This window comes from Streptomyces sp. MBT65, assembly GCF_016612545.1.
In the GTDB taxonomy this organism is placed as follows: Bacteria; Actinomycetota; Actinomycetes; order Streptomycetales; family Streptomycetaceae; genus Streptomyces.
Genome location: NZ_JAENRY010000185.1, coordinates 1 through 15,527, shown reverse-complemented (window position 1 = coordinate 15,527; position 15,527 = coordinate 1). Strand labels below are relative to the sequence as shown.

The 15,527-nt window shown below is 68.9% G+C and carries 19 protein-coding genes; 10 read left to right on the top strand and 9 right to left on the bottom strand.

The annotated features are described in order from the left end of the window. The 3 genes from JHN63_RS33420 to JHN63_RS33410 form a co-directional block, all read right to left on the bottom strand. Positions 1-180: DUF397 domain-containing protein (locus tag JHN63_RS33420; protein WP_200687789.1), on the bottom strand; the 180-nt coding region annotated here is incomplete at its 3' end. A gap of 8 nt (positions 181-188) precedes the next feature. Then, entirely contained in the window at positions 189-377 is a 189-nt protein-coding gene (locus tag JHN63_RS33415; protein WP_200687787.1) for a DUF397 domain-containing protein, read from the bottom strand. Positions 378-381: 4 nt separating this feature from the next. Beyond that, complete coding sequence (locus JHN63_RS33410; RefSeq protein ID WP_200687785.1) at positions 382-1,233, bottom strand: helix-turn-helix transcriptional regulator; 852 nt, start codon at positions 1,231-1,233, stop codon at positions 382-384. Between the two features lie 234 nt (positions 1,234-1,467). On the opposite strand from JHN63_RS33410, the gene JHN63_RS33405 reads away from it, so the two are divergent. After that, positions 1,468-1,881 carry an ATP-binding protein gene (locus tag JHN63_RS33405; RefSeq protein WP_200687783.1) on the top strand — a complete coding sequence of 138 codons (414 nt, stop codon included), beginning with the start codon at positions 1,468-1,470 and terminating at the stop codon, positions 1,879-1,881. Positions 1,882-2,177: 296 nt separating this feature from the next. Here JHN63_RS33405 and JHN63_RS33400 read toward each other — a convergent pair whose 3' ends face one another. Further along, complete coding sequence (locus tag JHN63_RS33400; RefSeq protein ID WP_200687781.1) at positions 2,178-2,663, bottom strand: hypothetical protein; 486 nt, start codon at positions 2,661-2,663, stop codon at positions 2,178-2,180. Positions 2,664-2,827: 164 nt separating this feature from the next. Between JHN63_RS33400 and JHN63_RS33395 the strand changes: the two genes are divergently transcribed. The 6 genes from JHN63_RS33395 (at position 2,828) to JHN63_RS33370 (ending at position 9,945) form a co-directional block, all read left to right on the top strand. Next, entirely contained in the window at positions 2,828-3,874 is a 1,047-nt protein-coding gene (locus JHN63_RS33395; RefSeq protein WP_200687779.1) for a LacI family DNA-binding transcriptional regulator, read from the top strand. Then, the gene (locus JHN63_RS33390; RefSeq protein WP_200687777.1) at positions 3,871-5,448 is read left to right on the top strand and encodes a sugar ABC transporter ATP-binding protein; all 1,578 of its coding nucleotides are present in this window, start codon (positions 3,871-3,873) and stop codon (positions 5,446-5,448) included. Before JHN63_RS33395 ends, JHN63_RS33390 begins: the two co-directional genes overlap by 4 nt. Then, entirely contained in the window at positions 5,438-7,399 is a 1,962-nt protein-coding gene (locus tag JHN63_RS33385; protein WP_200687775.1) for a substrate-binding domain-containing protein, read from the top strand. The genes JHN63_RS33390 and JHN63_RS33385 overlap by 11 nt, the downstream gene beginning before the upstream one ends. A gap of 47 nt (positions 7,400-7,446) precedes the next feature. Beyond that, positions 7,447-8,349, top strand: a complete 903-nt coding sequence (locus tag JHN63_RS33380) for a ribokinase (protein WP_200687773.1) — start codon at positions 7,447-7,449, stop codon at positions 8,347-8,349. Then, entirely contained in the window at positions 8,346-8,735 is a 390-nt protein-coding gene (gene rbsD, locus JHN63_RS33375; RefSeq protein ID WP_200687771.1) for a D-ribose pyranase, read from the top strand. The genes JHN63_RS33380 and rbsD overlap by 4 nt, the downstream gene beginning before the upstream one ends. Before the next feature lie 229 nt (positions 8,736-8,964). Continuing rightward, positions 8,965-9,945: an AraC family transcriptional regulator gene (locus JHN63_RS33370; RefSeq protein WP_200687762.1), complete on the top strand. Its 981-nt coding sequence runs from the start codon at positions 8,965-8,967 to the stop codon at positions 9,943-9,945. Between the two features lie 51 nt (positions 9,946-9,996). Here JHN63_RS33370 and JHN63_RS33365 read toward each other — a convergent pair whose 3' ends face one another. Further along, the gene (locus tag JHN63_RS33365) at positions 9,997-10,344 is read right to left on the bottom strand and encodes a hypothetical protein (protein WP_307782042.1); all 348 of its coding nucleotides are present in this window, start codon (positions 10,342-10,344) and stop codon (positions 9,997-9,999) included. Beyond that, on the bottom strand, positions 10,341-10,517 hold the full coding sequence (locus tag JHN63_RS33360; RefSeq protein WP_200687760.1) for a hypothetical protein: 177 nt from the start codon (positions 10,515-10,517) through the stop codon (positions 10,341-10,343). Before JHN63_RS33360 ends, JHN63_RS33365 begins: the two co-directional genes overlap by 4 nt. Before the next feature lie 124 nt (positions 10,518-10,641). On the opposite strand from JHN63_RS33360, the gene JHN63_RS33355 reads away from it, so the two are divergent. Together JHN63_RS33355 and JHN63_RS33350 are read left to right on the top strand one after the other, a co-directional pair. Then, on the top strand, positions 10,642-11,466 hold the full coding sequence (locus JHN63_RS33355; RefSeq protein WP_200687758.1) for a helix-turn-helix transcriptional regulator: 825 nt from the start codon (positions 10,642-10,644) through the stop codon (positions 11,464-11,466). Next, positions 11,453-11,671 carry a DUF397 domain-containing protein gene (locus JHN63_RS33350; protein WP_200687756.1) on the top strand — a complete coding sequence of 73 codons (219 nt, stop codon included), beginning with the start codon at positions 11,453-11,455 and terminating at the stop codon, positions 11,669-11,671. Before JHN63_RS33355 ends, JHN63_RS33350 begins: the two co-directional genes overlap by 14 nt. A 95-nt stretch (positions 11,672-11,766) precedes the next feature. On the opposite strand, the gene JHN63_RS33345 is transcribed toward JHN63_RS33350, so the two are convergent. From JHN63_RS33345 to JHN63_RS33335, 3 genes are read right to left on the bottom strand one after another with little or no spacing between them, the layout of a single operon-like run. After that, positions 11,767-12,564 carry a sugar phosphate isomerase/epimerase gene (locus JHN63_RS33345; protein ID WP_200687791.1) on the bottom strand — a complete coding sequence of 266 codons (798 nt, stop codon included), beginning with the start codon at positions 12,562-12,564 and terminating at the stop codon, positions 11,767-11,769. A gap of 35 nt (positions 12,565-12,599) precedes the next feature. Beyond that, positions 12,600-13,751, bottom strand: a complete 1,152-nt coding sequence (locus JHN63_RS33340) for a dihydrodipicolinate synthase family protein (protein ID WP_200687754.1) — start codon at positions 13,749-13,751, stop codon at positions 12,600-12,602. Beyond that, a complete protein-coding gene (locus JHN63_RS33335; protein ID WP_200687752.1) occupies positions 13,748-14,905 on the bottom strand; it encodes a Gfo/Idh/MocA family protein in 1,158 nt (385 codons plus the stop codon). The genes JHN63_RS33340 and JHN63_RS33335 overlap by 4 nt, the downstream gene beginning before the upstream one ends. Before the next feature lie 239 nt (positions 14,906-15,144). Here JHN63_RS33335 and JHN63_RS33330 point away from each other — a divergent pair. Next, on the top strand, positions 15,145-15,527 hold a 383-nt coding region (locus JHN63_RS33330; RefSeq protein WP_200687750.1), incomplete at its 3' end, for a LacI family DNA-binding transcriptional regulator.

Below are 15,527 nucleotides of genomic sequence, written 5' to 3'. Positions count from 1 at the left end.
TTGCTGGAGGGCTTCAAGGAAGGTGGTGAAGGCGGGGACGGGGAAGGTGAGGGTGGCCCTGGAGGGGGCTTTCGTGTCGCGGACCGCAACGTGGGTCGGGGTGTTCGCGATCTCCAGGCAACTGTTGCCGTCGCCCGCGCCGGAGTAGGACGACTTGCGCCAGTGGCCGGGGGCGCCCATGGGGTGCCTCACAGCTCCTTGACGAGGCCGTCGATGAAAGCGGTAAAGGCCTCGGCGGGGAGGGTGAGGGTGGCGCGGGTCGGGACCTTGGAGTCCCTGACGGCTATGTGTAGGTGGCGACGGGCAACCTCCACGCAGGCATCACCCTGGCCACCCCCGGAGTACGACGACTTCTGCCAGTTGCCAGGGGTGATCATGCGGTCATAGCTCCTTCGCCAGCCTGTGGATGAAGTCACGCGAACGCTCAGGGTCAAGTGACACCGCCTCCACCCTATGGAAGAGGTTCCGATAGCGGTTGAGCTGGGCCTCGGAGTCAATGAAAACGGGGCCGTTGGGGCCGTCACGCACCACGGTGTCCAACTGCGGGACAGCGCCACCCGCGTACACCATGGCACTTCCGGCCCCGCCGAAGCCGTTCAGATCGAAGGGGATGACACGCACGGTGACGTGGTCGGCTTCGGAGAGTTCCAGGACACGGGTGAGTTGAGCCCGCGCCGCGATGTGGTCGCCGACCCGGATGCGCAGGGCCGCCTCGTGGATCAACGTCTCATACGGGATCGGATCGGGGCGCTCGATGATGATCCTGCGCTTCATCCGGTGTTCCACCCAGCTCTCCACCTCGCTCTTCGGGAACTCCGGATTCACGTACGAGAAGAGGGCTCGGGCGTAATCCTCGGTCTGCAGGAGACCCGGGACATGCAGGAAGTCCACATCCCATCGGTAGTCGGCATGGTGTTCCAGCTCTGCCAGGTCGAGGAAGGACGTGGGCAGAGAACCTCGGTACTCCTCCCACCAGCCTCGCGCCCGGTCGGTCGCCATGGCAACGAGGGCGTCGATCAACGCCTCATCCGTGGCTGAGTAGTTGGCCGCTAGGCGGCGCAGCCGCTTTTCGCTCACGCCGGCGAGGCCCGCCTCGATCTGACTGATCTGCGCGGAGCTCACTCCGAGCAGCGTCGCCCCCTCACGGGCGGCGAGACCTGCCGCGTCGCGGAGTCTGCGCAACTCGGCTGCCAGACGCATCTGACGTGCCGTTGGCTCGCGCCTCAATGCCACGACTACCCCTCTCCAACGCGCCTGTGAGCGCGACTCGTTCGGGGGTCAGATTACGCGGCCAGCTTGCGAAACTTAAAATACTAGGTCTACCGTCGGTGACGCGACGCACACAATGCGGAAACCCCGGGACACCGGAAGCGCACCACTCCGTCCCGCCACGACGGCTGTGGCACTGCCACCGCCCGCGACACCCGCAGTCCTCCGAAATCCCCACCACCGAACCGGAGTTGCCGCATGCCCGAAAACCCACCCGCACCGTGGGAGTACTGCCTCCACGTCCCGAACGACCTCCGTGCCGTCACCGTCAGCCGCCGCACCCTCCGCCTGATCCTCACCGCGCACGGCCTGATCCGGCTCGCGGACACCGCCGAACTCCTCGCGACGGAGCTGGTCGCCAACGCCGTACGGCATACGGAGGGGCCCGCTGCACTGCGCGTGGGCTGGACGGCGGGAGTGCTGCGGCTCGGGGCATGGGACGCCGATCCTGAACCGCCGGAGCCGCCACGGTCGCTGGAGGAACTCGGTGACTCGGAGGACGGGCGCGGTCTCGCGCTCGTGGGGGCCTGCGCCGACCAGTGGGGGTGGCAGCCGTTGTCGCGGAACGGCAGGCGGGGGAAGCTCGTGTGGTGCGAGCTTGCTGCGACTTGAGGTGATGCTCTGCCGGAACTACCGCGCTGGGCAGGCCAGTTCAGGCCGCGCACGGTTCGGGGAGCACGTCACCAGGGTCAGGGACAGATACGCGGGGCGTTCGAGGTGGAACCCGAGCGACGCATCGGCTTCCCGAGCAGAGTTCGCGTACGCGACACCCCTCCACCGAACCCAGAACCGCCTAGTCCGCCCCATGATCGACACACTGGGCCCGGTTCAGGCACATCCTCCCGCCCCCGGCGTGAGGGACCCAACTCCAACGCACGGGGACACGACGAGCGCGCCGCCGGCCTCAGTCACCCGACCTGAGAGTCCGCGAGGAGAACGACTCGATCAGCCTCGACATCGAAGCCGAGCACCGGACGGCCGTACTCACCCTCCGGGTCCATCAGCACCGGTCCACCCAACCGCCGCCCGATCTCCCGGAAGAAGTCGCAGAGCACATCAAGTCGGTCCTGGCCCTGCAACTCCCGTAGATCAACGTCGAAGTCGACTTCGTCATCGGTGCAGAAACGGAAGATCGCCAACACGTCGGCGGTCGGCCAGACCCGCAGTTCCGGGCACTCGGCATCCGCCGGGCGGGACAGCACGGACTCCGCGCGAGGCATTGGAAGCACCGCTTCCCCCTCGGAGTACTGGTACTTCCAGCCCTTCTCGGCGACAAGATCGAGAACCGCCTGCCAGTCCTCCACCGAGGCATTCGGGACCCGCACGTCCGGCAGCGACCCCGCCAGGTCCAGGTCGAAGAAGCACTTCACGTCATCCCACAGCAGGTCGGCCACCCCGCCATGCTGCCCGGACCGCCGACTCGACGCACCTCCGTTTCCCTTGACCAAAGACTCAGGGGCACCCCCTACATCACAATCCGGTCACACCCCCTTGTTAACTCGCATGTAATCGATTCCAATCCTCCATGTAATCGATTCCACGAGGAGGTGGAACGGCGATGGCGAGCATCAAGGACGTCGCCGCCGAGGCCGGGGTCTCCGTGGCCACGGTGTCGCGGGTGCTGAACGATCATCCGTCGGTCAGCGACGACGCACGCACCCGCGTGCTGGCCGCCGTGGCGGCGCTGGGCTACCGCCCGAACGCCGTCGCCCGGTCGCTGCGCACCGATCAGACCCGCACCCTCGGCCTGGTCATCAGTGACGTGCTGAACCCCTACTTCACCGAGCTCGCCCGCTCGGTCGAGGAAGAGGCCCGCGCGCTGGGGTACAGCGTGATCATCGGGAACGCCGACGAGCGGCCGGAGCTGCAGGACCACCACGTGCGGACGCTGCTGGACCGTCGTATCGACGGACTGCTCGTCTCCCCCACCGACGGCGGCTCCCCCGGCATGCTGGACGCCGCCCGCGCCGGGACCCCCATGGTGTTCGTGGACCGGTGGATCCCGGGCCTGGACGTGCCCGTCGTGCGGGCCGACGGACGGGCCGCCATCCGGGATCTCGTCGCGCATCTGCACGGCCTCGGGCATCGCCGGCTCGCCATCATCGCGGGCCCCGCCGCCACGACCACCGGCAGTGAGCGCGTCGCCGCCTTCCGGGACGCGCTCGCCGAGTACGGGATTCCGCTCCCCGACGTCTACATCGGGCAGGGGGACTTCCAGGCCGAGAGCGGGCGGCGGGTGACGGAAGGGTTTCTCGATCTGGCCGAGCCGCCCGAGGTCGTCTTCGCCACCGACAACCTGATGGCGCTCGGCGCCCTGGACGCCGTACGGGCGCGTGGGCTTCGGGTTCCCGAGGATCTCGCGCTGGCCGCGTTCGACGACATCCGGTGGTTCGTGCACACGGATCCGCCGATCACCGCGATCGCCCAGCCCACCGGCGACCTGGGGCGGGCCGCCGTGCGGGCGCTCTTCGACCGGATCGAGGGGCGGGTGCCGGAGTCCGTCACCCTTCCCGCCCGGCTGGTCGTACGACGTTCGTGCGGTGAACCGGGCCCCGCGCAACCCCCTGTCGGAACTGTTGGAACTGTTCGAAGGAGCAAGTCGTGAGCAACGACGACGAGTTGCTGCGCATCGAGGGCATCCGCAAGACCTTCCCCGGTGTCGTCGCGCTGGACGGCGTCGACTTCGATCTGCGTCGGGGCGAGGTCCATGTGCTGCTCGGCGAGAACGGCGCCGGCAAGAGCACCCTCATCAAGATGCTCTCCGGTGCCTACCGTCCCGACGGCGGTCGCATCCTTGCCGGTGGCGAGGAGGTGCGCATCCACAGCGCGCAGGACTCCGCGCGGCTCGGGATCGCCACCATCTACCAGGAGTTCAACCTCGTTCCCGATCTGACGGTCGCCGAGAACATCTTCCTGGGGCGGCAGCCACGTCGGCTCGGGATGATCGACCGGAAGCGGATGGAGGCCGACGCCGCCGTTCTGCTGGAGCGCGTGGGTGTGAACGTGTCGCCGCGTGCGCGCGTGCGTGAACTCGGTATCGCGCGGCTCCAGATGGTCGAGATCGCGAAGGCGCTGAGTCTCGACGCACGGGTGCTGATCATGGATGAGCCGACCGCCGTCCTCACCTCCGAGGAGGTCGAGAAGCTGTTCTCCATCGTGCGTCAACTGCGCGCCGACGGGGTCGGGATCGTCTTCATCACCCATCATCTGGAGGAGATCGCCGCCCTCGGCGACCGCGTCACCGTCATCCGGGACGGGAAGAGTGTGGGGCAGGTGCCTGCCTCCACCCCCGAGGACGAGCTCGTACGGCTCATGGTCGGGCGGTCCATCGAGCAGCAGTATCCGCGTCAACGGGCCGACACCGGCGCCGCGTTGCTCTCCGTCGAGGGGCTCACCCGGGACGGGGTCTTCCACGACATCGGCTTCGAGGTGCGGGCCGGTGAGGTCGTCGGGATCGCCGGGCTCGTCGGGGCGGGGCGTACCGAAGTCGTACGGGCCGTCTTCGGGGCCGACCCGTACGACCGGGGGACCGTGAAGGTCGGCGGCTCCGCGCTGCGCTCGCACGACGTCAACGCGGCCATGACCGCCGGGATCGGGCTCGTGCCCGAGGACCGCAAGGGGCAGGGGCTCGTCCTCGACCAGTCGGTGGAGGAGAACCTCGGGCTCGTCACCATGCGGGCCGCGACCCACGGCGGGCTCGTCGACCTCAAGGGGCAGCGGGTCGCGGCCGCGCGGATCGCCGAGCAACTGGGCGTACGGATGGCGGGACTTGGGCAGCAGGTGCGGACGTTGTCCGGCGGCAACCAGCAGAAGGTCGTCATCGGCAAGTGGCTGCTGGCCGACACCAAGGTGCTGATCCTCGACGAGCCGACGCGCGGGATCGACGTCGGCGCCAAGGTCGAGATCTATCAACTCATCAATGAACTCACGGCCGCCGGTGCCGCCGTTCTCATGATCTCCAGTGATCTGCCGGAAGTCCTCGGCATGAGCGACCGGGTGCTCGTCATGGCCCAGGGGCGCATCGCGGGCGAACTCTCCGCCGAGCAGGCCACCCAGGACTCCGTGATGGCACTCGCCGTCAGCACACCCGGCACACCCGGCACACCAACCCAAGCAACTACCGCTCCAGCCACCACCGCTGAAGCACCTACCGCTGTGGAGGACCACCGTGGCCACTGACACGCTCAAGAGCACGCCGGGCGCGACGCGCGCGAGTGGCGCCTCGGGAATCCGCCGACTGCTCCTGGACAACGGCGCGTTGACCGCGCTCATCGTCCTCGTCATCGCCATGTCGGCGCTCTCCGGCGACTTCCTCACCACCGACAACCTCCTCAACGTCGGTGTCCAGGCGGCCGTCACCGCCATCCTCGCCTTCGGTGTCACCTTCGTGATCGTCTCGGCGGGCATCGACCTGTCGGTCGGTTCGGTGGCGGCCCTGTCCGCCACCGTGCTCGCCTGGAGCGCCACGCAGCACGGCGTCCCGGTCTTCCTCGCCGTGATCCTCGCGATCGCCACGGGCATCGCGGCCGGTCTCGTCAACGGTTTCCTCATCGCCTACGGCAAACTCCCGCCGTTCATCGCGACGTTGGCGATGCTGTCGGTGGCGCGCGGGCTGTCGCTGGTGATCTCGCAGGGCTCGCCGATCGCCTTCCCCGACTCGGTCTCGCACCTCGGTGACACCCTCGGCGGCTGGCTGCCGGTGCCGGTCCTGGTGATGATCGTGATGGGGCTCATCGCGGCCTTCGTCCTCGGGCGGACCTACATCGGCCGGTCCATGTACGCGATCGGCGGCAACGAAGAGGCCGCGCGGCTCTCGGGGTTGCGCGTCTCCAAGCAGAAGCTCGCGATCTACGCCCTGTCCGGCGTGTTCGCCGCCGCCGCGGGCATCGTCCTCGCCTCCCGGCTCTCCTCCGCGCAGCCGCAGGCCGCCGACGGTTACGAGCTGGACGCGATCGCCGCTGTCGTCATCGGCGGCGCCTCCCTCGCGGGCGGCACCGGCAAGGCGTCCGGCACGCTCATCGGCGCGCTGATCCTCGCGGTGCTGCGCAACGGCCTCAACCTCCTCTCCGTGTCCGCCTTCTGGCAGCAGGTCGTCATCGGTGTCGTCATCGCGCTGGCCGTCCTGCTGGACACCGTGCGGCGCAAGGCGGGGGCAACTCCCGTCGCCGGTGCGGGTGTCGGCGGTGGCGGCAAGGGCAAGCAGGCGACCACGTACGCGCTCGCGGCCGTCGTCACCATCGCGATCGTCGGCGCCACCTCCTTCCTGCACAACGACTCCTCCACGACGTCGAAGCCCAAGCTCGGCCTCTCCCTCTCCACGCTCAACAACCCGTTCTTCGTGCAGATCCGGTCCGGTGCGCAGGCCGAGGCGAAGAAGCTGGGCCTGGACCTGACCGTCACCGACGCGCAGAACGACGCCTCGCAACAGGCCAACCAGCTCCAGAACTTCACCAGTTCGAACTACGGCGCGATCATCGTCAACCCGGTGGACTCGGACGCGGCGAGCAACTCCGTGAAGGCAGCCGACAAGGCGAAGATCCCGGTGATCGCGGTCGACCGCGGCGTCAACAAGGCGGCCGTGGACACCCTCGTCGCCTCCGACAACATCGCCGGTGGTGAACTCGCCGCGAAGACCGTCGCCGAGAAGCTGGGCGGCACCGGCAAGATCGTCATCCTCCAGGGCCAGGCGGGTACTTCGGCGGCGCGCGAGCGGGCCGAGGGCTTCGCCAAGGGGCTGAAGGCCTACCCCGGCATCCAGGTCCTCGCCCAGCAGCCCGCCGACTTCGACCGCACCAAGGGCCTCGACGTGATGTCGAACCTGCTCCAGGCGCACCCCGACGTCCAGGGCGTCATCGCGGCCAACGACGAGATGGCCCTCGGCGCCATCAAGGCGCTCGGTTCCAAGGCGGGCAAGTCCGTCTCGGTCGTAGGCTTCGACGGCACGCCCGACGGGCTGACGGCGGTGAAGCAGGGCACGCTGTACGCGTCCGTGGCACAGCAGCCGAGCCAGTTGGGCAAAATCGCCGTGGACAACGCGCTGCGCGCGGCTCAGGGCAAGAAGGTGGAGACGACGGTGAAGGTGCCCGTGAAGGTGGTCACCCAGGAGAACGTGGCCGGTTTCACCGGCTGACAGCGGACCGGTCACCACGCCAAGTCACCACTGTGGGGAGTCATTTCATGTACGACTACGACCTGCTGGTCGTCGGATCGGCCAACGCCGACCTCGTGATCGACGTCGAGCGGCGGCCGGGCGCCGGCGAGACGGTCCTCGGTTCCGACCTGGCCGTCCACCCCGGCGGCAAGGGCGCCAACCAGGCGGTCGCCGCCGCCCGGCTGGGCGCCCGTACGGTCCTGCTGGCCCGGGTCGGCGACGACGCGTACGGCCGGCTGCTGCTCGACTCGCAGCGGGCCGCGGGCGTCGACACGGTGGGTGTGCTGGTCGGCGGTGCGCCGACCGGGGTCGCGCTGATCACGGTGGACCCGTCCGGCGACAACAGCATCGTGGTGTCGCCGGGGGCCAACGGGAAGCTGTACCCGGTCGACATCCAGGCCGCCGCCTGCCTCTTCCACGCCTCCCGGGTGGTCTCCGTACAGCTGGAGATCCCGCTGGAGACGGTCGTGGAGGTCGTACGGAGTCTGGCGCCCGACAGCAGGTTCGTGCTGAACCCGTCGCCGCCCCGGCCGCTGCCGTCCGAAGTCCTGGCCGCCTGCGACCCGTTGATCGTCAACGAGCACGAGGCGCGGGTGATCCTCGGGGACGCGTGTGTGAGCGAGCGGCCCGAGGACTGGGCGCGGATCCTGCTGGCGAAGGGGCCGCGTTCGGTGGTCGTGACGCTGGGCGCGGAGGGCGCGCTGGTGGCCTCCAAGGACGGGGTCACCCGGGTGCCGTCCGTGAAGGTGGACGCCGTGGACACGACGGGCGCGGGCGACGCCTTCACGGCGGCGCTGGCCTGGAAGCTGGGCACGGGTGCGTCGCTGGCGGATGCGGCGTCGTACGCGGCCCGGGTCGGGGCGGCGGCCGTCACCAGGAAGGGCGCCCAGGACTCCTTCCCGACGGCGGACGAGGTCTCGGCACTGTGAAGAAGGCAGGGATTCTCAACCGTCATCTCTCGGGCGCGCTGGCCGAGTTGGGGCACGGGGACGGGGTGCTGGTGTGCGACGCCGGGATGCCGATCCCGAAGGGTCCCCGGGTGGTGGACCTGGCGTTCCGGGCCGGGGTGCCGTCGTTCGCGGAGGTGCTGGACGGGCTGCTGGCCGAGCTGGTGGTGGAGGGCGCGACGGCGGCGCGCGAAGTGCGCGGTGCCAATCGAGCGGCGACGGCGCTGCTCGACGCGCGCTTCCCCGACCTGGACCTCGTCTCCCACGAGCGGCTCAAGGAGCTGTCGGCGGGTGCGCGGCTGATCGTACGGACGGGCGAGGCGCGGCCGTACGCGAATGTGCTGCTGCGGTGCGGGGTGTTCTTCTAGAAATGTGACAGTTCGAGCGAATGTGTAACGCTTTCAAATTCGAGAGGGCCCGGTCCGTCGACCGGGCCCCCTCGGGTTTTCCCCTCCAGCATCAGAACCCCCACGATCCCCCCAGATCCCCCTCCAAGAGTCCTGATGCCAAGTACGACCCGCGCGGTGCGGGCAGGGTTGTACGGACTTCCAAGATTCTTTTGACGAAGACGACGAAGACACGGAGAGGGGCGGCCGGATGATCGGGACGTTGTTCCGGAGTGACGACGTGCCGGTGGAGGACCGGTTCGAGTACTGGCGGGAGTTGACCCATCAGGCGATCGCGCCCAGTCACATCAGCAGCGAGCACGCCGGGGACTTCTGGGCCGAGCAGCGGATGATGGAGCTGGGGCCGGTGCATGTGTGGCCCACGTCGTTGCTGCCGGCGCGCTTCGTACGGACCGAGAAGCTGGTGCGGCAGTGCGACCCGGAGACGTACCACCTGACACTGATACTCGGCGGCGGCCTGGGCCTGGACCACGTGGGCCGGACCGATTTCTACGGCCCGCGCGACCTGTGGGTGACGGACAGTTCGCGCCCGTACGACGTCCACCCGTCGACGGCGGACGGACAGCGGGTGATCACGGGGGTCGGAGTGGACTTCCCCAAGGCGTTGATGCCGATGCCCCCGGACCGGATGCTGCCGTTGCTGGGCAGGCGGTTGTCGGGCCGGGAGGGTACGGGCGCGCTGCTGACGGGTTTCCTGGCCGGCCTGGACCAGCAGGCGGAGTCCCTGCGGTCGTCGGACGCGACGCGGTTGGGCACGGTGGTGGTGGACCTGCTGGCGGCGTGGTTCGCGCAGGTGCTGGAGGCGGAGTCCGCGCTGTCGCCGGAGACGCGCCACCGGACCCTGATCGCACACATCCGGGCATTCATCCGGGACAACCTGCACGATCCGGAGCTGACTCCGCCGGTGGTGGCTGCCGCGCACCACATCTCCTTGAGCTATCTGCACCGCCTCTTCCAGGAGGACGCCCGGGGCGAGACGGTGGCGGCGTGGATACGTACGCAACGTCTGGAAGGTGCCCGCCGCGACCTGGCGAACCCGGCGTTGCGGGACACCCCGATCCGCGCGATCGCCGCCCGCTGGGGCTTGTTGCGCGCCGCGGACTTCACGCGGGCGTTCCGCCAGGCGTACGGGTTGTCGCCGAGGGAGTACCGGATGCGGGGAGTCGAGTAGACGGAGAACCAACACCACGCATGGACTCTCCGCTAACGACAGTTCCGGGGCTCACCCCGCATCCTGATCATTCGGCGCCTGGTGCTCCATCTCCGCGGGGGTGTGATGGAGCACCAGGGCACCGCCTTTCTCCAACCGGGCTCCCCGGCTCTCCGCGATCCGCCGGACATCGCTCAGGGACTCGACCAACCGCCTTGCCAGATAGCGCAGTTCGGCACCGGTGGCACGGTGCGCGGCGAGGATGGCATCGGCGTGCCCGAGCAGTTCGTCGGCCATCCCGAGCTGTACGTCTTCGACATCGTCGGCCATGCGCGATACGTAGCCGGCGCCGTCACCGACGACGTAACAGGGGTTGCCGTCCAAGGTGGTCCAGGGCAACAGGCGCCCTTGGTCGGTCACTTGCCGTCCTCCCGACGGGGAACGCCGAGCGAGCCAATGCCGGCACCGCGGAGTTCGTACGCCGGGGTGGGCGGGCGCTCTCCGGTGGCGTAGCGGGTGGAGCCGCCGACGTACGGACACGAGTAGGGGCGGTAGCGCCTTGGCTTCAGGAACCGGGCGATGCGGGCGAACACGGTGACCTCCTGCTTTCCCTCGACTGCGAGCTGTGGCGAATCAGTCACAGAGTGGGGTCGGCGCTGGCTACGCTGCCAGTACCTGGAGGTTGACAGCGCGTACGTCAAGTTGGGGGTCGCGGCCATGACCGAATCTCGTTCACCTCGGACGCAACGGGAGAAGTACGGGGAGGAGTTGAGGCTGCGGCGACTTGCGGCCGGTCTGACGCAGGAGGAACTGGGCGAACTGGTCGTGTGCTCACCGACGTTGATCAGTCACTGGGAATCGGGGAGGCGTCTGCCGAGGCCCGATGACGCACGGCGGATCGACCAGGCGCTGAAGACGGACGGGTTCTTCCTGCGCTGGTTGGAGGACCTGGAGTCGAAGTACGCGGACCATTTCGCAGCCGTAGCCGAGCTGGAGCAACAGGCCACGCTCATCCAGCAGTTCGCCCTCTCGCTCGTTCCAGGCGTGTTCCAGACCGACGACTACGCGCGTGCGTTGTTCCGCGCGTACCGGCCGAACCACACCGCGGCGGAACTTGACGAGGCCGTTGTCATTCGAACAAAGCGTGCCCAGATTCTCGATGGCCCGTTGAAACCGGTCGTCTGGACGCTGCTCGACGAGTCCGTGCTGCGGCGCCGGGTTGGCGGCTGTCAGGTGATGGCCGAACAACTGCACAAGATCGGCGACTTGGCTGAAGCGGGGCGCATGCGACTGCACATCCTCCCGTTCGGCGTCGGAGCACACGCGCTCCAACAGAGCCTGCTCACGCTCATGAGCTTCGACGACTCGGCCCCGGTGGCCTACGCCGAGGGCTTCCTCACCGGCAACTTGATGGATGATCCAGCGCTGGTGACCGCCGGCCAGACGGCCTACGCTCTGGTCTTGGGCGACGCCTTGTCGCAGCAAGAGTCACTGGCCCTCGTCAGAGCGGCAGCGGAGGAACACACGCATGGTCAGCAGTGAGCACATCGTCTCCGACTCGTCCGCCCTCACCGGGTGGTACAAGTCCAGCCACAGCGGCGGCGATCAGGGCGAGTGCCTTGAGGTGGCGCACGGCTACGCCGGTGTGCCCGTCCGCGACAGCAAGGCCGTCACCGGCCCGGCGTTGGTGTTCTCGACCGGCCACTGGGCGGCGTTCGTCGGTGCCGTCAAGGGTGGTCGGGTCTAGTACGTCGAGTCGGCGGCCGACCGTTTTCCAGGAGTGGGACTCCCGCACCGGTGAGTCGACCCACGGCACGGGAGCCCCACGCACACCTCACCGGCTCACAGCACGTGCTCCACGAACCGCGCCGCCGTCTCCGCCAGCACCTCGCGCCCGTCCCGCGCCCACAGTCCGTCGTTGAACAGCTCGACCTCGACGGGACCGGTGTACCCGGCGGCCTCGACGTAGGAGAGCCACTCCCGCATGTCGATCGCGCCGTCCCCGATCTGCCCGCGGCCGTTGAGCACTCCCTCGGGCAACGGGGTGGTCCAGTCGGCGAGTTGGAAGGTGTGGATACGGCCGCCCGCGCCCGCCCGGGCGATCTGCTCGGGCGCCCGGTCGTCCCACCAGATGTGGTAGGTGTCCACCGTGACCCCGACCTGCTGAGCGGGGAAGCGCTCGGCGAGGTCGAGGGCCTGGGTGAGCGTGGAGACCACACAGCGGTCGGAGGCGAACATCGGGTGCAAGGGCTCGATGGCCAGCCGTACGCCCCGTTCCTCGGCGTAGGGACCCAACTCGCCCAGCGCGTCGGCGATCCGCTCCCGCGCGCCGTGCAGGTCCTTCGAGCCGGCCGGCAGACCACCGGACACGAGCACGAGGGTGTCCGTGCCGAGCGTGGCCGCCTCGTCGACGGCCTTGCGGTTGTCGTCCAGGGCAAGGGCACGCTCGGCCGGGTCGATGGCCGTGAGGAAGCCGCCCCTGCACAACGTTGTCACCACGAGCCCCGCGTCGCGGACCAGCTTCGCGGTGGCCTCCAGGCCGTACGACTGGACCGGCTCGCGCCACAGGCCGACGCCGGGGACGCCCAACTCCAGGCAGGCGTCGACCAGTTCGGGCATGCCGAGCTGCTTCACCGTCATCTGGTTGATGGAGAAGCGCGCCAACTCAGGATTGCTCACTGGGTCACTCCGTACAAGGCGAGCAGGTTCTTCATCCGTTCCTCCGCGAGCTTCGGGTCGGGGAACAGGCCCAGTCCGTCGGCCAGTTGGTAGGCGCGGGCGAAGTGCGGGAGGGAGCGGGCCGATTGGAGGCCACCGACCATCGTGAAGTGCGACTGGTGGCCCGCGAGCCAGGCCAGGAACACCACGCCCGTCTTGTAGAAGCGGGTGGGCGTCTGGAAGAGGTGGCGGGACAACTCGACTGTGGGGTCCAGGAGTTCACGGAAGCCGGCCGTGTTCCCGGTGTCCAGGACGCGGACCGCCTCCGCCGCCAGCGGACCGAGCGGGTCGAAGATGCCGAGCAGGGCGTGGCTGAAGCCCTGGTCGTCGCCCGCGATCAGCTCGGGGTAGTTGAAGTCGTCGCCGGTGTAGCAGCGGACGCCCTGCGGCAGTCGGCGCCGGATGTCGATCTCCCGCTGAGCCTCCAGGAGCGACACCTTGATGCCGTCCACCTTGTCCGGGTGGGCCGCGATGACTTCGAGAAACGTGTCGGTGGCCGCGTCCAGGTCGGACGAGCCCCAGTAGCCCTCCAGCGCCGGGTCGAACATCGGGCCCAGCCAGTGCAGGACGACGGGTTCGGTGGCCTGGCGCAGCAGATGGCCGTAGACCTCCAGGTAGTCCTCGGGCCCCTTTGCCACGGCCGCGAGCGCCCGCGAAGCCATCAGGATGGCCTGCGCGCCGGACTCCTCGACGAGGGCCAACTGCTCCTCGTACGCGGCCTGTACGTCGGCCAGGGTGCCGCCGGTGATCTGGTCGGTGCCGACGCCGCAGGCGATGCGGCCGCCAACCGCCTTGGCCTCGGCGGAGCTTCGGCGGATCAGCTCGGCCGCGCCCGCCCAGTCCAGGCCCATGCCGCGCTGCGCGGTGTCCATCGCCTCGGCGACACCGAGGCCGTGGGACCAGAGGTGGCGGCGGAAGGCGAGGGTGGCGTCCCAGTCGACGGCGGCGGGCGAGTCGGGGCTCGTGTCGGCGAACGGGTCCGCGACGACGTGGGCCGCCGAGAACACCGTACGAGAGGTGAAGGGGGTGCCGGAGGTGACGGCGAAGGGTTCGGACCGGGGCTCGTAGGCCCTCAATGCCCCACTGGAGTCCGGGAGTTGGATGGTCACAGCGCGATCTCCGGGACGTCGAGACGGCGGCCCTCGGCGGACGACTTCAGGCCCAGCTCGGCGAGCTGGACGCCACGGGCGCCGGCCAGCAGGTCCCAGTGGTAGGGCGCGTCGGCGTAGACGTGCCGCAGGAACAGCTCCCACTGGGCCTTGAAGCCGTTGTCGAAGTCGGCGTTGTCGGGGACCTCCTGCCACTGGTCACGGAAGACCTCGGTGACGGGGATGTCGGGGTTCCAGACCGGCTTGGGGGTGGAACTGCGGTGCTGGGCACGGCAGTTGCGCAGACCGGCGACCGCCGAGCCCTCCGTGCCGTCGACCTGGAACTCGACGAGTTCGTCGCGGTTGACGCGGACGGCCCAGGAGGAGTTGATCTGGGCGATGGCTCCGCTGTCGAGCTCGAAGATGCCGTAGGCGGCGTCGTCGGCGGTGGCGTCGTAGGGCTTGCCGTTCTCGTCCCAGCGCTGCGGGATGTGGGTGGTGGCGATGGCCTGGACGGACTTGACGCGGCCGAACAGTTCGTGGAGGACGTACTCCCAGTGCGGGAACATGTCGACGACGATGCCGCCGCCGTCCTCCGAGCGGTAGTTCCACGACGGGCGCTGCGCGGTCTGCCAGTCGCCCTCGAAGACCCAGTAGCCGAACTCGCCGCGGATGGAGAGGATCCGGCCGAAGAAGCCGCCGTCGATGAGGCGCTTGAGCTTGAGCAGGCCGGGGAGGAAGAGCTTGTCCTGGACGACGCCGTGCTTGATGCCGGCGGCGTCGGCGAGGCGGGCCAGCTCCAGGGCGCCGTCCAGGCCGGTCGCGGTCGGCTTCTCGGTGTAGATGTGCTTGCCCGCGGCGATCGCCTTCTTCAGCGCCTCCTCGCGGGCCGAGGTGACCTGGGCGTCGAAGTAGATCTCGACGGTCGGGTCGGCGAGGACCGCGTCGACGTCCGTGGAGACGTTCTCCGGGTCCAGGCCGTGCTGCTCGGCAAGCGCCTTCAGCGCGTGCTCGCGGCGGCCCACGAGGATCGGTTCCGGCCACAGCACGGTTCCGTCGCCCAGGTCTAGACCACCCTGGTCCCGCAGTGCGAGGATCGAGCGGACGAGGTGCTGGCGGTAGCCCATGCGTCCGGTCACACCGTTCATGGCGATACGCACCGTCTTGCGTGTCACGTGTTTCCCTTCGTCCACGTACGTTGCCGCGTACGTTCCACAAACGCAGCAAGCGCTTTCTATATATGCAGAAGCTAGCCTTTGCCCACTGGTCTGTACAAGACCGTGATGGGGTCGAGTTGTTCGAGGGGGCGAACGACCGGGGTGGGTGGCCTTATGGTCTGCTCGGACGGGGGCTTCCTTTGAGTGGCCTATGTACAACGGCGTACGACACGATGCGCGACCGGAGGACGAACAACATGACGGTGACCCTGGCGGACGTGGCGGCCCGCGCCCAGGTCTCCCCCGCGACGGTGTCGCGCGTACTGAACGGCAACTACCCGGTGGCGGCCACCACGCGGGAACGGGTGCTGCGGGCGGTCGACGAGCTCGACTACGTCCTCAACGGTCCCGCGAGCGCGCTGGCGGCGGCCACGTCCGACCTGGTCGGCATCCTGGTCAACGACATCGCCGACCCCTTCTTCGGGATCATGGCGAGCGCGATCCAGGGCGAGATCGGGGGTCCCGGCGGGCGTGCGGGCGGGGAGCGGCTGGCTGTGGTGTGCAACACAGGGGGCTCTCCGGAGCGTGAGCTGACGTACCTGACGCTGCCGTTGCAGCAGCGTCAGGTACGTCAGCTCAC

Bases quoted from the DNA above. Each gene is read 5' to 3' on its own strand.
- JHN63_RS33415 (WP_200687787.1), bottom strand. From the start codon at position 377: ATGATCACCCCTGGCAACTGGCAGAAGTCGTCGTACTCCGGGGGTGGC.
- JHN63_RS33405 (WP_200687783.1), top strand. From the start codon at position 1,468: ATGCCCGAAAACCCACCCGCACCGTGGGAGTACTGCCTCCACGTCCCG.
- JHN63_RS33395 (WP_200687779.1), top strand. From the start codon at position 2,828: ATGGCGAGCATCAAGGACGTCGCCGCCGAGGCCGGGGTCTCCGTGGCC.
- JHN63_RS33380 (WP_200687773.1), top strand. From the start codon at position 7,447: ATGTACGACTACGACCTGCTGGTCGTCGGATCGGCCAACGCCGACCTC.
- JHN63_RS33370 (WP_200687762.1), top strand. From the start codon at position 8,965: ATGATCGGGACGTTGTTCCGGAGTGACGACGTGCCGGTGGAGGACCGG.
- JHN63_RS33355 (WP_200687758.1), top strand. From the start codon at position 10,642: ATGACCGAATCTCGTTCACCTCGGACGCAACGGGAGAAGTACGGGGAG.
- JHN63_RS33350 (WP_200687756.1), top strand. From the start codon at position 11,453: ATGGTCAGCAGTGAGCACATCGTCTCCGACTCGTCCGCCCTCACCGGG.
- JHN63_RS33345 (WP_200687791.1), bottom strand. From the start codon at position 12,564: ATGACGGTGAAGCAGCTCGGCATGCCCGAACTGGTCGACGCCTGCCTG.